Raw genomic sequence first — 18,687 nt, 5'->3', positions numbered from 1 at the left:
TTAAACAGATTCAAATTTGGGGTTTCTGGTGAGAAGCCCTGTCCAGGTGCCTAATGGAACAACTGATTGCAATTTGTCGTCCCGGGTTCGAGACGGAAGCGGGGCGGGAGTTAACCGACTCGGCTGCCAGCGGCGAGGTCTATGGTTACTTCGAGCCCTCTGTAAACCAGGGATTTCTGACCTTTCACTGCCCGGGGCCCGGGCAGGTGGAGATGCTGGTCCAGCGGCTGTCCATCGACCAGCTGGTGTTTGTCAGGGACTGGTTTGTGGTTTTAGCGGACGTAGCCCTGCCCACGTCGGATCGCGTCGGCGCCGTTATTGACGCATTGCGGTCCGTTGATGGGGCGATTCCTGTCTGTGCCCGTATTGAAATTCGTCTTCCCGAAAACAACGCTGACGCAGACCTCAGCAACTTCGCCCGCAAATGGGTTTCCCCACTGTCGAAAGCGCTCAGGGGCGCCGGGTTACTGGAGAAGGATTCGAAAGCTGAGTCGCCGGCACGGCTTGAAGTGTTGTTGACGGGGTTTGAACGCGCCATCGTCGGGTTCAGCCTGGCCAGCAATCGTGCGCGTTACGTCAGTGGTATACCAAGGCTTCGACTGCCCGCGTCCGCCCCCAGCCGATCGGCGCTGAAACTGGAAGAAGCGTGGAAGGTGTTCCTGCCCCCGGGCCAGGAACTGGACTACCTGGGAAGCGGCAAGCAGGCTGTGGATCTGGGCGCTGCTCCCGGTGGCTGGACCTGGCAACTGGTCCGGCAGGGTATGATGGTGACCGCCGTTGATAATGGGCCCATGAATGCTGAGTTGATGGCTTCCGGACACGTAGAGCATGTTGAGGCAGATGGTTATCAATGGAGGCCCCGGCGCGGTGTGGACTGGATGGTGTGCGATATCGTCGACCATCCACGCCGAACCTCGGAGATGGTCGTGCATTGGCTGTCTGCCAAGCTTTGTCGCTATACCGTTTTCAATCTGAAACTACCGATGAAAAAACGATACGACGAGTGGTTGGTGTGCAAGGACATCCTGGAAGAAGGCCTTGCACAGACGGAAATGAACTTCCTGCTGAGGGCCCGTCACCTCTACCACGATCGTGAGGAGATCACCTGCTTCATAGAACGCAGGGACTGAGCGCCTGTAAATAGCGTGCTTTAGCTATGCTGCCACACGGTGATAATCTCGTCCCGGTCCATCATTGGAATCAGCTCCGCCATCAGTTCCCGGCGTTCCTCTGAGAGGAACCAGCGCTGCCAGTCGGCTTCGGAGCGCCAGTTGGAGAGGGTAAGGCGATGGTTGGAGTCGTGGGTATCGACCAGCGTTTCACCGGAAACGAAGCCGGGGGCGCTTACGGCGTTCTGAAGGACCTTGCGGGATCTGTCCTCGTAGGCGGATTCGAGTGTTTCAGCAATATGACGTTCAATCAGCACCCGGATCATTGTTTACCTCGTTTTGTTTTTTGACATCTATAAACAATAATTTAGCACGTATTTTCCAAAATTCAGGTGGAATCGCAGGAGGAAGAACATTGGGACAACCGGAACACGATGCAGAGCTGGACGCCCGGGGACTGTTTTGCCCCGAACCCGTCATGCTGCTGCATAATAGAATCGTGGATATCAGTATAGGGGGCGTCTTGAAGGTGGTTGCCACGGACCCGTCAACAACCCGGGATATACCGAGGTTCTGCCAGTTCCTGAATCACGAGCTGGTGTACAGCGCCGAGGATGACCAGGAATTTGTTTACTTCATCCGACGAGGGGAGTGACTGAAGGCTGTCAGGAGCCGCCCGACATGTCCAGTGCGTTCAGATGGCCGAGGAACTGTTCGCGGTCCATTTCGCCCAGTATCCGGGCGGTTTCCAGCTCAGCCCCATCGTTGCCATAGAACAGAATGGCTGGCGGGCCGAACAGCCCCAGCTCCTCAAGCAGTGCCTGCTGGGCGGGCGTGTTGTCCGTCATGTCCAGTTGCAGCAGTGTGTAGGGTGACAGCGCCTGGATCACAGAGTCATTGCTGAAAACGTTCCGCTCCATAACCTTGCAGGAGATACACCAGTCGGCGTAGAAGTCCAGCATGACCGGGGTGCCGTTTCGTTTGGCCTGGGCCAGTTGATTGCGAATATCGGCGGGCGATTCCAGGCGGAGGAACTGGGCGTGGGCCATCTGGGAGGCGGGGCCACCCGCAACCGCCGGGTTGGCTGCCGTGAACGGCGCTAATGGCTTCATTGGATCATTGGCGCCAGACACCGCGCCGGCCAAGAGCGCAATACCGTAGGCAAACATCACCAGGCCGAGGCCTTTGCGAGTGCGCTCCCAGCCAGCCTTTGCGGCATCGAAGGCTCCGAGCTGCACGCCAGTCACGGCAATCAGTAACCCCCAGAGTGTCAGCGCCAGCCAGGCTGGTACCAGCCGTTCCACCAACCAGATTGCAACCGCCAGCAGCATGACGCCGTAGAAGGCCTTAACCACGTTCATCCAGGGACCGGTGGAAGGCAACAGTTTGCGGCCACCCACCGCCACGAGTATCAGGGGAATACCCATGCCGAGCCCAAGGGCGAACAGGGCAACGCCTCCAATGACGGCATCCTGGGTGGTACTGATGTAAAGCAGGCTGCCAGCAAGCGGTGCCGACACGCAGGGTGAAACGATCAGTGCTGACAGCGCGCCGATGCCGAAGATGCTGACCACGCGGCTGCCGGTCAGGCGATGGCTGGCATCGTTGAGCGGTTCCCGGATAAACCGGGGAAGCTGGATCTCAAACAGGTTGAACATGGACAGGGCAAATACCACGAACAGTGCCGCGAAAACGCTCAGCACCCACGGCGACTGCAGGTGTGCCTGAAGGTTGAAACTGGCACCCAGTAACCCGGTAATCACACCCGCTGCGGCATAAGTCAGTGCCATACCCAGGACATAGCTGCCGGAAAGCAGCAGCGCGTGGGCGGTGGTACTGGTGTTGCGACTGGACACCAGTGAGGAAATGATTGGCACCATGGGTAGGACGCAGGGTGTAAAGGTCAGCCCCAGCCCAAGTAGCAGAAACAGGGCCGCGATGACCAGGACAGACTGGTTGGCCAAAAAGCCGGCGAGCCCGGTCGCCGAGGATGTATCCGTGGGTGCATTTGTTGACGATGACTGGGCATTGCCTGATGACCCCGAAGAGCCGGACATGCCGGCAGGAACGGGGGCGTCGTTGCTTCCGGCGCTGGCGTAGTACAGCGCGTCACGGGTTTGCGGCGGGTAGCACAGGCCTGCCTTGGCACAGCCCTGGTAGGTAACCTGAAGCTCCGCCTCGCGGACGCCTTCCGGAAGATTGACCGGGACGCGTGCCTGAACCGGGTCGTAGAAGACCGTGACCTTGCCGAAGAACTCATCCTCCGTATCGGTACCTGTGTAGGAGAAATCAGGTTCACCCAGGGTGACGCCGTCTGTTTTGCTGCTTACCTGGATGCGACCTTTATAGAGGTAGTGTTCAGGGGTGACGTCCCAGGACAGCACAATAGCGCCGGTATCGACGGTGTAATTGAACGGCAGGGCTTCGTCCACCGGAAGGAAATCGTTGCTGCCGCCGAACAGCGAATTGCCTGCCGCGGACGCGAACAGCGATACGGCGGACAGTGCCAGAAACACTAAAAAGCGGCTCAGCACCCGATGGAGAGCACTACTGCGTGAGGCTGTGTTGTTGCCGGTCATAGTCAATGGATTACCGTAGCTGGTTCTGGAAATATCTGCGTGGTCTCAGTGTCTGTTGAAACCCTGCATCCCAAGGTTGCAATGGACTCATTTGTCAGGCAAAAGTTCCCTCTGGTATTGAACGGTCTAAAGTCGCACAATAGCCGTCCCATGAAACACGATCCTGATGATCTTATCATGCTGTTCAGTGACCTGTTCCGGGAGGATTACCGGACCGTTCTGGTCAAGGGCAGCGATGAGCCTGAATACCTGCCCGCAACGGCGTCTGGCAGTTACGCACAGATTATCTTTGCTCACGGTTATTATGCCAGTGCTCTGCATGAAATCAGTCATTGGTGTATCGCCGGTGAGCACCGGCGCACACTTCGGGACTTTGGCTACTGGTACTGTCCCGATGGCCGCGACGAGGCGCAGCAGCAAGCCTTTGAAAAGGCTGAAATCAAGCCGCAGGCCCTGGAATGGCTGTTCTCTGCCGCATCGGGCACACGTTTCCACATCAGCGTCGACAATCTCTCCGGTTGCGGGGCATGGGATGAGAACGCCTTTCGCAGGAATGTGCGGGCGCAGGCAGATTATTACCTTGAGCACGGCATGCCGGCCCGCGCGGGCCTGTTTTTCGAGACGCTCAAGACATTTTACGGAACCGCGGCTGATTTTAACGAAGTCTGGAAGAAAGAGACCAGGCGCCTGATGCCCGACGATTCCGCCACAGACACTGAGGTAGATTGAAGCAACATGACATCTGACGCACCCGAAGCCGGCAAAACCTTCTTCAAGGATCTCAACCTTGACCAGCGAGTGCTCGATGCCATCACCGATATCGGTTTTGAGCATTGCACACCCATCCAGGCAGAGACTCTTCCGTTCACCCTGGCGTGCCAGGACCTGATCGGCCAGGCTCAAACCGGCACCGGTAAAACCGCCGCATTCCTGATCACTGCTATCCAGAGCATGCTGGAAACGCCGATTCCGAAAGAGGACCGGTTCGCCTCGGAACCCCGGGTTCTGGCCCTGGCGCCAACCCGTGAACTGGCCATGCAGATCGCCAAGGACGCCGAGCAACTATGCGGCTACACGGGCCATAATGTGGTCACCGTGGTGGGTGGTATGAACTACGATAAGCAGCGCGATCAGCTCCAGAACGAGATCGTTGACATACTGGTGGCAACCCCGGGCCGGCTGATTGATTTCCTGGGCTCTCAGGACGTTTTTCTCGACCAGCTCGACATCCTGATTCTGGATGAAGCGGATCGGATGCTGGACATGGGCTTTATTCCCGATGTGAAGCGCATTATCCGCAAGTGCACGCCAAAGGAAGAGCGTCAGACCTTGCTGTTCAGCGCCACCTTTAACCAGGACGTCCTCAACCTCGCCTCGATGTGGACCAAAAGTGCGGAATTCGTCGAGATCGAACCGGAACAGAAGACCGCCGAGCGAGTGAAGCAGACTGTCTACCTGGTGGGCGAGGATGAAAAACTGCCGGTACTGGTCAACTATCTTCAGCGCCCCGAGGTGGAAAAAGCCATCGTCTTTGCGAACCGTCGTGACCAGTGTCGTGACCTGGATGAGGACCTTCGCAACCAGGGCGTAAAGGTCGCGCTGATGTCAGGGGAAATCGCCCAGAACAAGCGGCTGAAGACATTGGAACAGTTCAAGAATGGCAGCATTCAGGTGCTGGTTGCCACGGATGTCGCCGGTCGTGGTATCCACGTTGACGGTGTAACCCACGTATTCAACTATAATCTGCCGGACAACGCTGAGGATTACGTTCATCGTATCGGGCGCACCGGTCGGGCAGGGAAGCACGGTGTCTCTGTCAGCTTTGCCAGTGAGGACGATGCCTTTTCACTGCCGGCTATCGAGTCCTACATCAGCCAGAAACTGACCACGGCGGTGCCGGATGAAGCGCTGATGACCGAACTCGCCAAACCGCCAATCACTCGCAAGCGTGGTGGCCGGCGTCCCCAGGGCAACCGCAGCCAGGGTGGACGTGGCGGAAACCAGCGTCAACGCAGGAACTAACAGGTTGGGAAGCAGGATCATGCGGATAGTAGCGGATGAGAACATACCCTTACTGGAATCGTTTTTTGGCGATATCGGCGAGATACGACCAGTGTCCGGGCGCACGATGTCTGCTGCGGATGTTCAGAATGCGGATATCCTGCTGGTTCGTTCAGTCACCCGGGTCAATCAGGCATTGCTTGAAGGAAGTCGGGTCCGCTTCGTTGGAACCTGTACCATCGGTACCGACCATGTTGATCTGAAATGGCTTGAATCCAGTGGCATCGCGTTTTCAGCGGCGCCCGGCTGCAACGCCAACAGTGTGGTTGAGTACGTGCTGTCAGTGATCTCGCTGCACGCGGAAAAGCGTGGCATGGCGGATTGGTCAAAACTCAGTGTTGGTATCGTGGGTGCCGGCAATGTAGGTGGAGAGCTTGCACACAAGCTGGACAGGCTCGGTTTTAATGTGCGCCTTTGTGACCCGCCAAGGGCCGAACGGGAAGGCGACGAAGGCGAGGAATTTGTCAGTCTTGACGAGGCCATGGCGTGCGACGTGGTAACACTGCACACGCCACTGACCCGCGAGGGAGAGCACGCAACGCTTCATATGTTCGGGCAGGAACGATTGTCTTCGTTGACTGAAGACCAGTTGCTGATCAATACCAGCCGGGGCGAAGTTATTGAAACCTCCTCCTTGCTGGCGCGTCTGGAAGCGCCAAACGCGCCTACAGTGGTACTGGATGTCTTTGAGCATGAGCCCCGGGTTAACGCTGAACTGGTGGAAAAAGTATGGCTTGTCACTCCCCATATCGCAGGCTATAGCCTGGAGGGCAAGGTGCAGGGTAGTGAGGTGGTGTACCAGGCGCTGAGTCGCTATATGGGACTGCCCGCCCGCAAGAAGGCTGGTCAGTTCCTGCCAGAACCAGCGTTGAGCAAACTCTCCTTTACCAGTGCTGCAGAAGAAATGGCGTCAGCCAATATTGCCATACGGTCCTGCTACGATCCGCGCCAGGATGACGCTCGCATGCGGCTGGCAATGGCGTTGCCGCCGGAGGATCGGGCGCAGGCCTTTGACCGGTTGCGCCGGGATTATCCGGTCCGGCGGGAGTTTTCCAGCTTGAAGATCCAGCTCAAGGGCACCAGTAAATCCATGCAGGATACTTTCCGGGCCCTTGGCTTCAAGCTGAAGCTCTGACGTTCCTTCGAACGCGCCTGTTCGCGCCGATTACAGCTGCGCGCTCTTCAGAGCCTCGATCCGGCTGTCCAGCGGCGGGTGTGTCATGAACAGGGCGCTGATGCCCGCCCTCGCACCTCGATTGATGCCAAACGCCTGCAGGCTGTCGGGCATTTGATCAGGCACTTCGCTTTCCTGTTTCAGCCGCGCCAGGGCGTTGATCATGGCGCCACGGCCTGCCAGTTGCGCGCCAGCGATGTCGGCACGGTATTCCCGGCGACGCGAGAACCAGAACACAATGGTACTGGCAAGAATGCCCAGCACGATTTCCGCCACGATACTGACCACGAAGAAGCCGATACCATGCCCGCTTTCGTTCTTGAACACCACGCGGTCAACAAACGAGCCGATCACGCGGGACGCAAAAATCACGAACGTGTTCACCACACCCTGAATCAGCGCGAGGGTTACCATGTCGCCGTTGGCCACGTGGCCTATTTCGTGGCCCAGGACCGCACGAATTTCCTCCTTGTTAAAGCGGTGCAGCAGCCCCTCGCTGACGGCTACTAGGGAGTTATTCTTGTTCCAGCCGGTGGCAAAGGCATTGGATTGTGAGGCCGGGAAAATGGCGACTTCCGGCATACCGATGCCGGCATTTTCTGAAAGCTCGCGAACGGTGTCTACCAGCCAGCGCTCAGCCGGCGTACGCGGCGACTCGATCACCTTTGCCTTGGTGCTCCACTTAGCCACGGGCTTGGAAATCAGCAGCGATACAATGGCGCCGGCAAAGCCGAAGACCGCAGCGAAGGCAAGCAGCGAACCGTACTGGATACCGTTCTGGGCGAGATAGCTGTCAACACCCAGAAGTTTCAGGGTGAAACTGGCGACAAGAATGACGGCCAGGTTGGTGGCAAGAAACAGCAGAATACGCATCTTGAATCCCTTGTTGAATCGTCGGCCGCAGACCGCGGTTTGTGTCTGGGTATTTATATGTGGCCAGTGTGGCCATGTTCAACAGGTTTACGCCAATTTAATGATCGGACCGGTCGCGAAAGAACGTCGCCTGCATTACGCGGCTGATTTTTGCGGAGCTACCGCTTCGGAGGGCGTTGCGAAGCATGTGTATGTGCGTGGAAAAATCCTCGCGGATAGCCGGTGGCAGGTCCTGGCTGCTGTCAGCGTTGTTTTCTTCATGCAGATCTGGGCTGGCAGGCGAACTCAGGCGCACGAACGCCCGCTGGGTCAGCACGGCCTGGTCCAAGGCTTCCTGGCGGATGGTATCCACGTAGCGGAGCAGGCCTTCCTCAGCTAACCAGAGCAGGGTGCCGAAGCAGGCCATGTGCCGCTTGCTGTGGAGCCCGAACTCGTCTGGTTCGTCGGGGCCAGCAATGTCTTCCACAAACAGGTTGACCCGGCGGGGAAAGGCATTGTAGAGCTGAACCAGGGCGATTGCGGCGTCCTTGTAGAACTCTTCGATATGAATGTCCGCCATCAAGCCCCCTTCACAACTGGTAAGACGACAGGAAGTGTGCCAAACGCTTCATGGCATCCTCAAGGGCGTCCTCGCGGGGTAGGAAGACCACGCGCAGGTGTTGCTTGTCGTCGATGTTGAAGGCGGAACCCTGAACCAGGAGGATGCGCTCCTGCAGCAGCAGGTCCAGTACCAGCTTTTCGTCATTGACGATGGGGAAGCGCTTCGGGTCCAGCTTTGGAAACAGATATAGAGCGCCTTTGGGCTTCACACAGCTGACGCCTGGAATATCATTGAGCAGGTTCCAGGCGGTTTCCCGTTGTTCGAACAGGCGACCGCCCGGTGCCACCAGGTCTTCGATTGACTGGTAGCCCCCAAGTGCGGTCTGGATGGCCAGCTGTGCCGGTACGTTGGCACACAGGCGCATGTTGGAGAGCATTTCGATGCCCTCGATCAGGTCCCGCGCGCGGTGTTTGGCGCCGCTGATAATCATCCAGCCGGAACGGTAACCGGCGGCACGATAGTTCTTGGACAGGCCGTTATAGGTAAAGAACAGCACGTCATCCGCCAGTGACGCGGTGGGGACGTGTTCAGTGCCGTCGTACAGGATTTTGTCGTAGATCTCATCTGACAGCACGATCAGGTTGTGCTGCCGCGCCAGTTCCACCACCTGTTCCAGCAATTCGCGGGAGTACACGGCGCCGGTGGGGTTGTTGGGGTTGATAAGCACGATAGCCCGGGTGCGGCGGGTGATTTTCTTGCGGATATCGTCGATATCCGGGAACCAGTCCTGTTGCTCGTCGCATCGGTAGTGAACCGGCTTGCCACTGGACAGGGTCACGGCGGCCGTCCAGAGCGGATAGTCAGGGGCCGGGATCAGAACCTCGTCGCCGGTATTGAGCATGGCCTGCATGGACATCACGATCATTTCGCTGACGCCGTTGCCCAGGTAGATATCGTCGATATCCACCTTGTCGATGCCACGTTGCTGGCAATAGTGCATCACCGCCTTACGCGCAGAGAACAACCCCTTTGATTCCACATACCCCTGGGCCAGGGGCATGTTGTGAATAACGTCCTGCTGGATTTCCTCGGGAACGTCCAGTTCGAAAGCCGCTGGGTTGCCGATATTGAGCTTGAGAACCCGGTGGCCCTCTTCCTCCAGCCGACGGGCTTCACGCAGAACCACGCCACGTATCTCGTAACACACGTTATCCAGCTTGGCGGATTTGAGATAGTTCTGCATAAGCCCGGTATTTCCTTAGATCGGTAAGATGACAAGTGCCATGTTTCAAAGACAAGCCTGTATTCTAGCGGAGCAACGGCCGGCGGCAACAGGCCAATTGTGATGAATTGTGGCACAAATGCGGAGATTTAACGCCCAAAGCTCACAGATTCCATGAACTGAGCGTGACAACCGTGACGGAATCAGTTGTAAATAGGGTTGTGCAAAATATAATAGCGAAAAATACAAGGGAGGAATGTAATGAGCACGCAAAGCATCTACGACTTTAACGCGGCCGATATTCGCGGTGAGGAGCATTCCCTGGATGAGTTCCGTGGCAAAGTTCTGTTGATCGTAAACACGGCCAGCAAATGCGGTTTCACTCCCCAGTTCGAGGGTTTGCAGTCCCTGTACGTCGAGCTGAAAGAAAAAGGCCTCGAAGTGCTCGGTTTCCCCTGCAACCAGTTCCGGAATCAGGACCCGGCGGACGACAAGGCCATCAGCGAATTCTGTAGCCTTAACTACGGCGTGGACTTTCCCATGTTCGCAAAGATTGACGTCAACGGCCCTAATGCCCACCCGCTGTTTGAGTACCTGAAGCACAGTGCCAAGGGGCTGTTGGGATCGGAAGCTGTAAAATGGAACTTCACCAAGTTCCTGGTGAATCGTGAGGGTGAAGTGGTGCGTCGTTACCCGCCGACCACCAAGCCGTCTGCCATTCGCGCCGACATTGAAGCGTTACTGTGAACCATGACTGACGAAGACGACGTCCTGGCGCTGGATAATCAGCTCTGTTTTGCCCTCTACGCCGCCAACCGGGCAATAACCGCCCGCTATCGTCCGCTGCTGGCGGAACTGAATCTGACCTATCCGCAGTATCTGGTCATGTTGGTGTTGTGGGAAGCCGGGGAGAACGGACAGACGGTCAGGGTGTCTGACCTGGGTAAACGACTGCGCCTGGATTCCGGAACCCTGACGCCGCTGCTCAAACGTCTGGCTGAGCGTGATCTGGTAACCCGTTTGCGGGATACCACCGATGAGCGAGTGGTTACGGTCGCCCCCACTGAGAAGGGCAGTGCCATGCGCCAGCAGGCTCGGGACATTCCCGGCCGCCTGTTGTGTGGTACGGGCATTGATCAGGAGCGCATTGTGGAATTGAGGGAAGAGCTGCGATCTGTCCTCAGTCTTCTGGAGGCTGGGGAGGCGCCCAGCGGTCAATAATGGATTTCAGGTCGGCACGATTGTAAGGTTTGGTGATGTAGTCATTCATGCCGGACTCGAGGCAGTCGTCCCGGTCTCCCTGCATGACGTTGGCGGTGACCGCGATCACTGGCAGATCCTGCCACTCAGGGTTTTCACGAATGTTGCGGGTGGCCTCATAGCCGTCCATCACCGGCATTTGGCAATCCATCAGTACAATATCGAATCTCCTTTCGCCTTGCTGCAAGGCTTCCAGTGCCTGTTTGCCGTTTTCGGCCAGGGTGACGGTGTGGCCCAGCTTTTTCAGCATGCTGCTGGCGACCACCTGATTTACCTGGTTGTCTTCGACCAGAAGAAGATTCAGCGTGCGTGACACGCCAGCCGGGGTTGCGATGATTCTTGCCCTGTCCCCGATGTCCAGCCCAGCGGCCCTGCACAGTGTTCGGTACAACTGCTCACGTCTGAGTGGCATCGACAGTATCTGACGATCTTTGGTGGGATGGGCGGAGCCGTCCCGGTCCACCAGAATAATGCCGGTGCCGGACCAGGACGATGCCAGTTGTGCCGCGGTCTCGTCGCTTTCGTTGGCGGCGATCATCAGAATTCCCTCTCCGTCGGGTGCCGCCTCGCGCAGTGGAATGCCCCAGGCTCTCAGTTGATGCTCGATGGGCGTGCGGTGCGGATAGTCCCGGGGCATCCCGATATCGACACCTACCTGCTGAAGTAGGCTTGGAATAGCCGGCATCGACGGTTGGCTTTCCTGCTCATCGTGAACCGGCAGGGGCAGGTTCACAGTGAAGTGTGTGCCTTCGTGCTCCTCGGAATCTACCAGGATCTGGCCATGCATCCGCTCCACCAGTTGACGACACAGTGTCAGGCCCAGGCCAGTGCCGCCATAGAGCCGGGTAGTGTCACTGTCAGCCTGTGAGAAGGGTGAGAATATCCTGTGCAGCCCTTCCTTGGACATGCCGATACCGGTGTCGACAACGTCAATGCGTACGTTGCCGTTGTAGCGGGTGGCGTGGATGCGGACGAAGCCTTGCTCGGTGAATTTAATAGCGTTACTGAGCAGGTTGTTCAGGATCTGCCGAGTTCGGGTGGGATCGCCAAGAAAGCTTTCGGGCAGGTCACAGTCGATGTCCGCCACAACGTCAATATTCTTGCGCCTGGCTTGTTGGGCATGCAGTGTCGCGCATTCTTCCACCAGGTTGCGGAGTGAAAACGGGATGTTCTCCAGGCTCAATTTCCCGGCTTCGACCTTGGAGATGTCCAGGATGTCGTTTAACAGACCGAGCAAACTCTGGCCGGCATTGAGCGCAATTTCCAACCGGTTTCGTTGTGCCTGTTCCATGTCGCCTTCCAGCGCCAGGCCCAACATCCCCAGAACACCGTTGAGTGGTGTGCGTATCTCATGGCTCATGCTGGCCAGGAAATTGGCACGGGCTCTGGCACGGCGTACAGCGTCCTCTTTGGCGCGAACCAGGGCGCGGTTGCCTCGCTGCAAGGCATCGTTCTTCTCGGAAATTTCCCGAGTGCGGTCTTCCACCTCCTGTTCCAGCTGGCTGGAGTAGTTCTTCATCGCACTTTCGGCCATCCTGAGCTGTGCGAGGCTGGAATCGATGGTTTCCAGATGCTGGTTGATGACACCCACCATCAGCCCGATCTCATCTTCACGATGATTCTCCGGCACAGGAAGCCGGACCTTCTCAGGCGTTTCAGCCTTGACCCGGCTCAGAGCACCGATGACGTTCAGCATGGGCCGGGTCAGCACAAAGAAGAAAATGAACAGCAGTGCAGCAGTCAGCACCAGGCTTTTCAGCAGGCCGCTGATGACGGTATAGCCCGCGCGTTGGAGGAACAGCAGGCCGTAGTGGTAGGTATCGATGGTGACCGTGAGGCTCCCGAGGGAGAGGTCGCTCAGCTGCGGTACCACCAGTTCCTGACTGAATACGCGGCTGTCACCAAAGAGCAGGTCGCTGATCCACCGATAGCGCGAATCCGGGCTGCTTTGGCTCGCCGCAGCCATGGTTTGGCCATTGTTATCGATAATACGGGCGTCGATGGTTGCGGGATGGCGAAGCAAGCCATCAAGAAGCTCTTCCGCAAGCCGGATGTCGATGTTGTAGGCGATCTGCGAAGCGGGGCTGTGACTGATTTCGATGAGCGCACGGATCTCCTGCTCCATGGAGTCCCTGGCGCTGAAATAATCGAGAGTGACCTGGACAATGTTGAGCACAAGGCCCAATACCATTGCGATTAAAACGGTGTCACGGGTCAGGCGATAGGATAGCCGCTTTTGGAATGCAGTTGTCACGGCGTTTCACGGTCCCTGTTGTAACGTTTCGGTGGTTTTCGCGGGGCGCCAGTTGGCGCCTAGTCGTCGTAGTCGGCTTTCTTGCGCCACTCATCGTCGTGGAGGAACGTATCCCATTCCTTGTCCAGGCTTGACTGGCCCGCGGCCGCGGCACTGTGTTCTTCGTCCCCCTTGATGGCTTCCAGTTCCTTGATGCGGGTACGGAAACTTTTCACGGCTTTCATGGCCATCGGGTTGTCCCTGGACTTGCCCATTTCGGTACTGGCCAGATGATAGGCGTGAATGGCCTTTCGAATCTGGTTCTGCTTCACATAATCGCGTGCCTGGAACACATGCAGGTCGGCGTGGGTCTTGTGCACCAGGAACAACACGAACTTCAGGTTTTTCTTGGCGGTGGCGCTATCAATCTTGCCGGCCTTGTGCATGCCCTCGATCATCTTGAACAGATTTTGCAGCAGCTCCTGGACATAGGTGGACTTTTCGGGGGAGTCGATCTTGATCGGAGTGCGCTTGTCTTCGCCGTCCATTACGGACTTTTTCAGCTGTTGTACAGCACTCAGTCGTTCTTCAACGGGCTGATCAGATTTCAGGGCCTGGAGGTCTTTGCAAGACTCCTCCATCCGCTTGATCAATAGCAGTTTCAAATCTGCAGTGAAATACTGGCCCGGGATTTCGGAGAGCAGGCGGCCGGCTCTTTTGTAGCTGTCTTCCAGAGCCGTTGTTTTACGAATACGCTCGATACGTGCGCGCTCTCGCATCTGACTGGCCACAATAATAATGATCGAAACGGTAACGACAGCCGCCAGTAGCAGCACAATCATTGTGGTATCCATCTTGTTGCAAACACTCCGGCTGAATGGACAGGCCACTGGCAGCTCCGGCCACAGAAAAAATCCGGAGAAATCCAGCAAGTATACGGAAGATTAGCAGAAAACCCCGGATGATTCCGTTCTGAAATGTGAAAGATTGCAGCTTCATATCAATCCGATGAATTGATACCCTGTTGACCATTATTCTAGTGAATAAAAGCCGTTTTTACGTGTTACTTCCGATAGGGGCCACGTCATGGACATTTCCCGGGTAGACCTCAATCTGCTTGTTTATCTCGATGTACTGTTGAGGGAGCGGAACGTCACCAAAGCCGCCAATCATCTTGGGATTACCCAGCCCGCGATGAGCAACGGCCTGCGCCGACTGCGGGACCTGTTCGGAGACCCGCTGCTGGTTCGTACCAGTGAGGGGATGACCGCAACCGAGCGTGCCACTGAGCTACAGCCACTGGTGCGGAGCATTCTGTCCGATATTGAGCAGGCGGTTCATGAGAAAACCGCGTTCGCGGCTATGGAAAGTCAGCGCGTGTTTCGGATCATGGCCAGTGACTACGCGGAATCCTGCCTGATGCCACGGGTACTTCGCCGGATTCGTCAGGAAGCGCCTCATGTGACTCTGGATGTTCTTACCCCCAGTGACGTGAGCTTCCTCGACGTGGAGCAGGGGCGCCTCGATATGGCGATCAACCGTTTTGACAAGATCCCCCAGTCGTTCCACCAGAAAACTCTGTGGACGGAGTACTTTGCCTGCCTGATGAACGCACGTAACCCGATACTCAAGGAGCCGTTTACCCTCGATACCTACCTGGACGCCAGTCATATCTGGGTCAGCAAGACCGGGTTTGGTGTCGGGGTGGGGGTGAACCCGAAAGACGTCCAGCGCCTGGGGTGGGTGGACGAGGCCTTGTCACTGATGGGCCGAAAACGCCAGATTTCCGTGTTTACGCGGCATTACCAGGTGGCGATGCTGCTGGCGGAGCAGCACGACCTGATCGCCACGCTGCCATGCCGGGCGGCCTGGTTGCAGAAAGACAACGCCAACCTGGTGGTTAAAGTGCCACCGTTCGAGATACCGCCGTTCGAGCTCAAAATGGCCTGGAGCCCGCTGTTGCAACACAACACGGATCACCAGTGGTTACGTAAGCTGATTGCCGAAGTGGCGGAAGAGGTAGACGCGGAATTTGCCCCGTTCGGAGCACAGTTTGAATCCACCGGGGTGCCCGGTATCCGCCACTCAGAGCGGTAGTTCTCGCAGTTCCAGAGAACTCCTTCCTGCATCCCACATGCGCTGGAACGACTCAGCGAGAAGTTTTACCCGGCCGCTGTTTGCAAACGTTGCAAAGCCTTCCGGCTTGTAGAAGTCATGCCGGTAAACCACGCCCTCGCGGTCCGCGAGCAGGAAGGGCTGGTCGTCCACCGGATAATCCTCGTTCACCAGCCTCAGTTCAATCCGGCTGGGCAGGCGGCGCATCAATTCAACAATCTGGTGACGGCGTTGGACCAGCGGCTTGTCATCGTGAATCAGAAGCCGCACGTCACTGAGCCGATGTCGACGGGCCAGGCCGGATATCAGTTCCCGGAAGCGCAGGCGGTCATAGAGATCATGGTCCAGCACCCGGTCATACAGCCAGATCCGCTGACGCGCCTGGCCAGTCAGGGAGTCGATCAAATCTACCATGGTGCTCTCGCGGTCAAACAGCCAGGCGTCCCGATCTTCACCCAACAACATGGGATTCTCACGGGTTGAATAGGCGTCGTTCACCAGCTTCGGAGCGAGGCAGCGCATGTCGACATGGGGGATTCCGGCGTCGTCGTAGAGGTCGGAACACACGTGAAAGCCCGAGCGTTGGTAGAAGGGGATGGCGTGTTCCTGGGCGGAAAGTTGCAGCTCGGTGAAACGCTCTGCGGCTTCGGAGACAAGATGGCGTAGCAGGACTTCACCCAGACCCTTGCCCCGGTGTGCCGGAAGAATAGCCATGCGGCCGATGTGTGCCGTTTCCTCCAACGTGGAGAACAGGCGGGCGACGCCAACGGGGGTGTTGTCGGGTAATACCATCAGGTAGTGGTCGGCAATTTCGTCGGTGTCGTCCCACTCCAGTTCCGGTGGGACTTTTTGCTCGTCCACGAATACGGACTGGCGGATGTTCAGGACATCGGCCGGCGCCAGTTGCCAGCTGTATTTTCGAACCCGTACGTTCATGCTGCCTTCACCCAGGTTTCAGTCAGATGTCAGTCAAAGTACAGAGAGCCCTGGTTGACGAGTGTGCTCAGAAGACCCTGTATGGCATCGTCACCGGCAAAGCTGGCCAGTGCGCCCATGTCCGGGCGAGCGCTGGCACAAAGAAGGGGTGCCAGGGGCCGTGCGTCGCCCCGAAGCAGGAACTGCTCACCGTCCACGAACAGGGCGGTTTCGTCCTCGAAGTCATGGTAGGCGAAACGTGAGCCCTCGTTCCAGCGCAATGGGTTGCCGGCCGCAATCAACTCGCCCAGCAACTCTGGTGTGACCGGTTCTTCCGCGGGCACAACGATTTCCAGGCTCTTGGGTGCCGTTGAGTACTGGCCGAACCAGAGTGCCAACTGGCGTTGATCACTGAGTTGGTCGCGGATGAGGCGGTCAAGCCGATGGATAACGTCGGGCTTGATGGCGCCGGGGTTGTCCTGGACCTTCAGGTCCGGATCATCCAGATGGTCAGAGGCATCGGAGCGGCTGCACAGGAAGTCGGTGAAGCCTGTCAGTACATCGTCGACCGTAGGTGCGCGGAACCCGATAGACAGGGTAATGCAGTCGTCCTCGGCGACCCCGTGATGACCAACGCCCGGTGGCAGGTACAGCATGTCTCCCGGTGCCAGGGTTACCGTCTCCTCGCCGTCCCAACTGCTCAGGATTCGTAGCGGCGTACCGTCCACGCGCGGCGAGGTGTGGTCACAATGGCCGCCAAAGGTCCAACGACGATGCCCCTCGGCTTGCAGAAGGAAGACATCGTACTGATCGTAGTGGGGGCCTACGCTGCCACCTTTTGGCGCGTAGCTGGCCATAATGTCATCCAGCCGCCAGTTGGGTACGAAGCGGAATTCGTCCAGCAGGTCCGCAAAGTCAGGAACCCAGTGGTCAAGACCCTGAACCAGCAGTGTCCAGTGGCTGTCTGGCAGTTTGCTGAAACGCTCGGGCTCGAAAGGGCCGTTGTGCAACTGCCAGGGTTTGCCGTTGTCGTCCTCGATCACAATCCGCGATTCAACAGCGTCCTCACAGGCCAGTCCTGCCAACTCGTCGGCCGAGACAGGGCACTCAAAGCCCGCAAAGGCCTGGCGGATGACCAGTGGTTTTTTTTGCCAGTAGTCCCGCAGGAATTCCTGGGCGGGCATTCCGCCGGGCAGTTGCATGGTTCAGATATCCCGTGCCTGTTGCGTGGCGTTGCCAATGTAAGAGCCGGGAGTGAGTTCCATCAGTTCCGCCTTGGCGGCATCGGGAATGTCCAGTGACTCCACAAAGGCCTTGATCACATCCGGTGTCATGGCTTTGCCACGGGTCAGCGCCTTCAACTTTTCGTAGGGCTTCTCGATGTTGTACCGGCGCATAACGGTCTGGATCGGCTCCGCCAGGACTTCCCAGGCGTGATCCAGGTCCTCGTCCAGGCGTGCCGGATTGATTTCCAGCTTGCCCAGGCCTTTCAGGGATGCCTCGTAGGCAATCAGGCTGTGGGCGAAACCCACGCCGAGGTTGCGCAGAACGGTTGAGTCGGTCAGGTCACGCTGCCAGCGGGAAATCGGCAGCTTGGCAGACAGGTGGCTGAACAGGGCGTTGGCAATGCCCAGGTTGCCTTCAGAGTTCTCGAAATCAATTGGATTGACCTTATGGGGCATGGTGGACGAGCCTACTTCGCCTTCCACGGTTTTCTGCTTGAAGTAGCCCAGGGAGATGTAACCCCAGATATCCCGGTCCAGATCGATCAGAATGGTGTTGAATCGAGCAATGGCGTCGTAGAGCTCGGCGATGTAATCGTGGGGTTCAATCTGGGTGGTGTACGGGTTCCAGTCCAGGCCCAGGCTTTCAATGAATTCCTTGGCGTTCTGGGCCCAGTCGATTGATGGGTAGGCAGACAGGTGGGCATTGTAGTTGCCTACGGCCCCGTTGATCTTGCCCATCAACTCCACGGCGCGAATCTGTTTCACCTGCCGGCGTAAGCGGTGAACCACGTTGGCCAGTTCCTTGCCGACGGTGGAGGGCGAGGCCGTCTGGCCATGGGTGCGGGACAGCATGGGTTGTTCCGCGTGCTCATGGGCCAGCTCCGCCAGCCGGTCAACGATGCGCTCCATGGCCGGGAGCAGGCCGTGGTCCAGACCTTCGCGCAACATCAGGGCATGGGAGAGGTTGTTGATGTCCTCGGAGGTACAGGCAAAATGCACGAATTCAGTAACGGCGTGCAGTTCCGGAACCTCGGAGATCTTTTCCTTGATGAAGTATTCCACCGCCTTTACGTCATGGTTGGTGGTGCGTTCAATGCCCTTGATCCGTTCCGCGTCTGCCAGCTTGAACTCCGAGATCATGCGATCCAGAAACTGGTTGGCGTCGGCGGAGAAGGCAGGCACTTCGGTGATGCCGGGATGGGCCGCCAGTTTCTGCAGCCAGCGGAGCTCAACGGTCACGCGGTTCCTGATCAGGCCATATTCACTGAAAATGTCACGAAAAACGCTGACTTTACTACCATAGCGTCCATCGACCGGGGAAATGGCGGTCAGGGCGTTGAGTTCCATCGAAAACCTCTCAAGTCATCAAAGATACGGTC

18 protein-coding genes are annotated in these 18,687 nt (G+C 57.6%); 8 read left to right on the top strand and 10 right to left on the bottom strand.

Annotated features, from left to right (window positions below; genetic code table 11):
- Positions 1–53: 53 nt before the first annotated feature.
- On the top strand, positions 54–1,130 hold the full coding sequence (rlmM, locus tag AXW11_RS15335; protein WP_091641356.1) for a 23S rRNA (cytidine(2498)-2'-O)-methyltransferase RlmM: 1,077 nt from the start codon (positions 54–56) through the stop codon (positions 1,128–1,130).
- A gap of 20 nt (positions 1,131–1,150) precedes the next feature.
- Here rlmM and AXW11_RS15330 read toward each other — a convergent pair whose 3' ends face one another.
- Positions 1,151–1,435, bottom strand: coding sequence for an antibiotic biosynthesis monooxygenase family protein (locus AXW11_RS15330; protein WP_041334237.1), 285 nt, complete (start codon positions 1,433–1,435; stop codon positions 1,151–1,153).
- Between the two features lie 89 nt (positions 1,436–1,524).
- Between AXW11_RS15330 and tusA the strand changes: the two genes are divergently transcribed.
- Positions 1,525–1,764 (top strand): sulfurtransferase TusA, encoded by a 240-nt coding sequence (gene tusA, locus AXW11_RS15325; protein WP_041334240.1) that lies wholly within the window; start codon positions 1,525–1,527, stop codon positions 1,762–1,764.
- Between the two features lie 10 nt (positions 1,765–1,774).
- On the opposite strand, the gene dsbD is transcribed toward tusA, so the two are convergent.
- Positions 1,775–3,688 (bottom strand): protein-disulfide reductase DsbD, encoded by a 1,914-nt coding sequence (gene dsbD, locus AXW11_RS15320; RefSeq protein ID WP_091641354.1) that lies wholly within the window; start codon positions 3,686–3,688, stop codon positions 1,775–1,777.
- A gap of 150 nt (positions 3,689–3,838) precedes the next feature.
- On the opposite strand from dsbD, the gene AXW11_RS15315 reads away from it, so the two are divergent.
- From AXW11_RS15315 to pdxB, 3 genes are read left to right on the top strand one after another with little or no spacing between them, the layout of a single operon-like run.
- Positions 3,839–4,417, top strand: a complete 579-nt coding sequence (locus tag AXW11_RS15315) for an elongation factor P hydroxylase (protein WP_041336666.1) — start codon at positions 3,839–3,841, stop codon at positions 4,415–4,417.
- Between the two features lie 6 nt (positions 4,418–4,423).
- Positions 4,424–5,710, top strand: a complete 1,287-nt coding sequence (locus AXW11_RS15310) for a DEAD/DEAH box helicase (protein ID WP_041334245.1) — start codon at positions 4,424–4,426, stop codon at positions 5,708–5,710.
- A gap of 19 nt (positions 5,711–5,729) precedes the next feature.
- A complete protein-coding gene (gene pdxB, locus AXW11_RS15305; RefSeq protein WP_091641350.1) occupies positions 5,730–6,884 on the top strand; it encodes a 4-phosphoerythronate dehydrogenase PdxB in 1,155 nt (384 codons plus the stop codon).
- A gap of 30 nt (positions 6,885–6,914) precedes the next feature.
- Here the strand turns inward: pdxB and htpX are convergent, their stop codons facing one another.
- The 3 genes from htpX to AXW11_RS15290 form a co-directional block, all read right to left on the bottom strand.
- Entirely contained in the window at positions 6,915–7,796 is an 882-nt protein-coding gene (gene htpX / locus AXW11_RS15300) for a protease HtpX (protein ID WP_091641347.1), read from the bottom strand.
- Positions 7,797–7,893: 97 nt separating this feature from the next.
- Positions 7,894–8,355 (bottom strand): hypothetical protein, encoded by a 462-nt coding sequence (locus AXW11_RS15295; RefSeq protein ID WP_041334247.1) that lies wholly within the window; start codon positions 8,353–8,355, stop codon positions 7,894–7,896.
- 10 nt (positions 8,356–8,365) lie between these two features.
- Complete coding sequence (locus AXW11_RS15290) at positions 8,366–9,580, bottom strand: pyridoxal phosphate-dependent aminotransferase (protein ID WP_036205287.1); 1,215 nt, start codon at positions 9,578–9,580, stop codon at positions 8,366–8,368.
- 240 nt (positions 9,581–9,820) lie between these two features.
- Between AXW11_RS15290 and AXW11_RS15285 the strand changes: the two genes are divergently transcribed.
- Together AXW11_RS15285 and AXW11_RS15280 are read left to right on the top strand one after the other, a co-directional pair.
- Complete coding sequence (locus tag AXW11_RS15285; protein WP_075196229.1) at positions 9,821–10,306, top strand: glutathione peroxidase; 486 nt, start codon at positions 9,821–9,823, stop codon at positions 10,304–10,306.
- Between the two features lie 3 nt (positions 10,307–10,309).
- Complete coding sequence (locus tag AXW11_RS15280; RefSeq protein WP_036205291.1) at positions 10,310–10,780, top strand: MarR family winged helix-turn-helix transcriptional regulator; 471 nt, start codon at positions 10,310–10,312, stop codon at positions 10,778–10,780.
- Here the strand turns inward: AXW11_RS15280 and AXW11_RS15275 are convergent.
- Entirely contained in the window at positions 10,740–13,010 is a 2,271-nt protein-coding gene (locus AXW11_RS15275; protein ID WP_228301351.1) for a hybrid sensor histidine kinase/response regulator, read from the bottom strand. The two genes, AXW11_RS15280 and AXW11_RS15275, sit on opposite strands and share 41 nt — an antisense overlap.
- 122 nt (positions 13,011–13,132) lie before the next feature.
- Entirely contained in the window at positions 13,133–13,906 is a 774-nt protein-coding gene (locus tag AXW11_RS15270; RefSeq protein ID WP_041336667.1) for a hypothetical protein, read from the bottom strand.
- 232 nt (positions 13,907–14,138) lie between these two features.
- On the opposite strand from AXW11_RS15270, the gene AXW11_RS15265 reads away from it, so the two are divergent.
- Positions 14,139–15,149 carry a LysR family transcriptional regulator gene (locus AXW11_RS15265; protein ID WP_007153713.1) on the top strand — a complete coding sequence of 337 codons (1,011 nt, stop codon included), beginning with the start codon at positions 14,139–14,141 and terminating at the stop codon, positions 15,147–15,149.
- Here AXW11_RS15265 and AXW11_RS15260 read toward each other — a convergent pair.
- The 3 genes from AXW11_RS15260 to purB are packed head-to-tail and all read right to left on the bottom strand — an operon-like array spanning position 15,138 to position 18,655.
- On the bottom strand, positions 15,138–16,103 hold the full coding sequence (locus tag AXW11_RS15260; RefSeq protein WP_091641341.1) for a GNAT family N-acetyltransferase: 966 nt from the start codon (positions 16,101–16,103) through the stop codon (positions 15,138–15,140). The two genes, AXW11_RS15265 and AXW11_RS15260, sit on opposite strands and share 12 nt — an antisense overlap.
- A gap of 29 nt (positions 16,104–16,132) precedes the next feature.
- Positions 16,133–17,284, bottom strand: a complete 1,152-nt coding sequence (locus tag AXW11_RS15255) for a cupin domain-containing protein (protein ID WP_091641339.1) — start codon at positions 17,282–17,284, stop codon at positions 16,133–16,135.
- A 3-nt stretch (positions 17,285–17,287) separates the two neighbouring features.
- Positions 17,288–18,655 carry an adenylosuccinate lyase gene (purB, locus tag AXW11_RS15250; RefSeq protein ID WP_041334256.1) on the bottom strand — a complete coding sequence of 456 codons (1,368 nt, stop codon included), beginning with the start codon at positions 18,653–18,655 and terminating at the stop codon, positions 17,288–17,290.
- Positions 18,656–18,687 lie beyond the last annotated feature (32 nt).

Source organism: Marinobacter sp. Hex_13 (genome assembly GCF_001566815.1).
Lineage (GTDB): Bacteria > Pseudomonadota > Gammaproteobacteria > Pseudomonadales > Oleiphilaceae > Marinobacter > Marinobacter salarius.
The sequence above is the reverse complement of the archived record's forward strand: the minus strand, read 5'-3'. Positions and strand labels throughout refer to the sequence as shown.

Excerpts from the sequence above, each read along its gene's own strand:
- rlmM (WP_091641356.1), top strand. The coding sequence starts at position 54 with ATGGAACAACTGATTGCAATTTGTCGTCCCGGGTTCGAGACGGAAGCG.
- AXW11_RS15330 (WP_041334237.1), bottom strand. The coding sequence starts at position 1,435 with ATGATCCGGGTGCTGATTGAACGTCATATTGCTGAAACACTCGAATCC.
- dsbD (WP_091641354.1), bottom strand. The coding sequence starts at position 3,688 with ATGACCGGCAACAACACAGCCTCACGCAGTAGTGCTCTCCATCGGGTG.
- AXW11_RS15315 (WP_041336666.1), top strand. The coding sequence starts at position 3,839 with ATGAAACACGATCCTGATGATCTTATCATGCTGTTCAGTGACCTGTTC.
- AXW11_RS15310 (WP_041334245.1), top strand. The coding sequence starts at position 4,424 with ATGACATCTGACGCACCCGAAGCCGGCAAAACCTTCTTCAAGGATCTC.
- pdxB (WP_091641350.1), top strand. The coding sequence starts at position 5,730 with ATGCGGATAGTAGCGGATGAGAACATACCCTTACTGGAATCGTTTTTT.
- htpX (WP_091641347.1), bottom strand. The coding sequence starts at position 7,796 with ATGCGTATTCTGCTGTTTCTTGCCACCAACCTGGCCGTCATTCTTGTC.
- AXW11_RS15295 (WP_041334247.1), bottom strand. The coding sequence starts at position 8,355 with ATGGCGGACATTCATATCGAAGAGTTCTACAAGGACGCCGCAATCGCC.
- AXW11_RS15290 (WP_036205287.1), bottom strand. The coding sequence starts at position 9,580 with ATGCAGAACTATCTCAAATCCGCCAAGCTGGATAACGTGTGTTACGAG.
- AXW11_RS15285 (WP_075196229.1), top strand. The coding sequence starts at position 9,821 with ATGAGCACGCAAAGCATCTACGACTTTAACGCGGCCGATATTCGCGGT.
- AXW11_RS15280 (WP_036205291.1), top strand. The coding sequence starts at position 10,310 with ATGACTGACGAAGACGACGTCCTGGCGCTGGATAATCAGCTCTGTTTT.
- AXW11_RS15275 (WP_228301351.1), bottom strand. The coding sequence starts at position 13,010 with ATGGTATTGGGCCTTGTGCTCAACATTGTCCAGGTCACTCTCGATTAT.
- AXW11_RS15270 (WP_041336667.1), bottom strand. The coding sequence starts at position 13,906 with ATGGATACCACAATGATTGTGCTGCTACTGGCGGCTGTCGTTACCGTT.
- AXW11_RS15265 (WP_007153713.1), top strand. The coding sequence starts at position 14,139 with ATGGACATTTCCCGGGTAGACCTCAATCTGCTTGTTTATCTCGATGTA.
- AXW11_RS15260 (WP_091641341.1), bottom strand. The coding sequence starts at position 16,103 with ATGAACGTACGGGTTCGAAAATACAGCTGGCAACTGGCGCCGGCCGAT.
- AXW11_RS15255 (WP_091641339.1), bottom strand. The coding sequence starts at position 17,284 with ATGCAACTGCCCGGCGGAATGCCCGCCCAGGAATTCCTGCGGGACTAC.
- purB (WP_041334256.1), bottom strand. The coding sequence starts at position 18,655 with ATGGAACTCAACGCCCTGACCGCCATTTCCCCGGTCGATGGACGCTAT.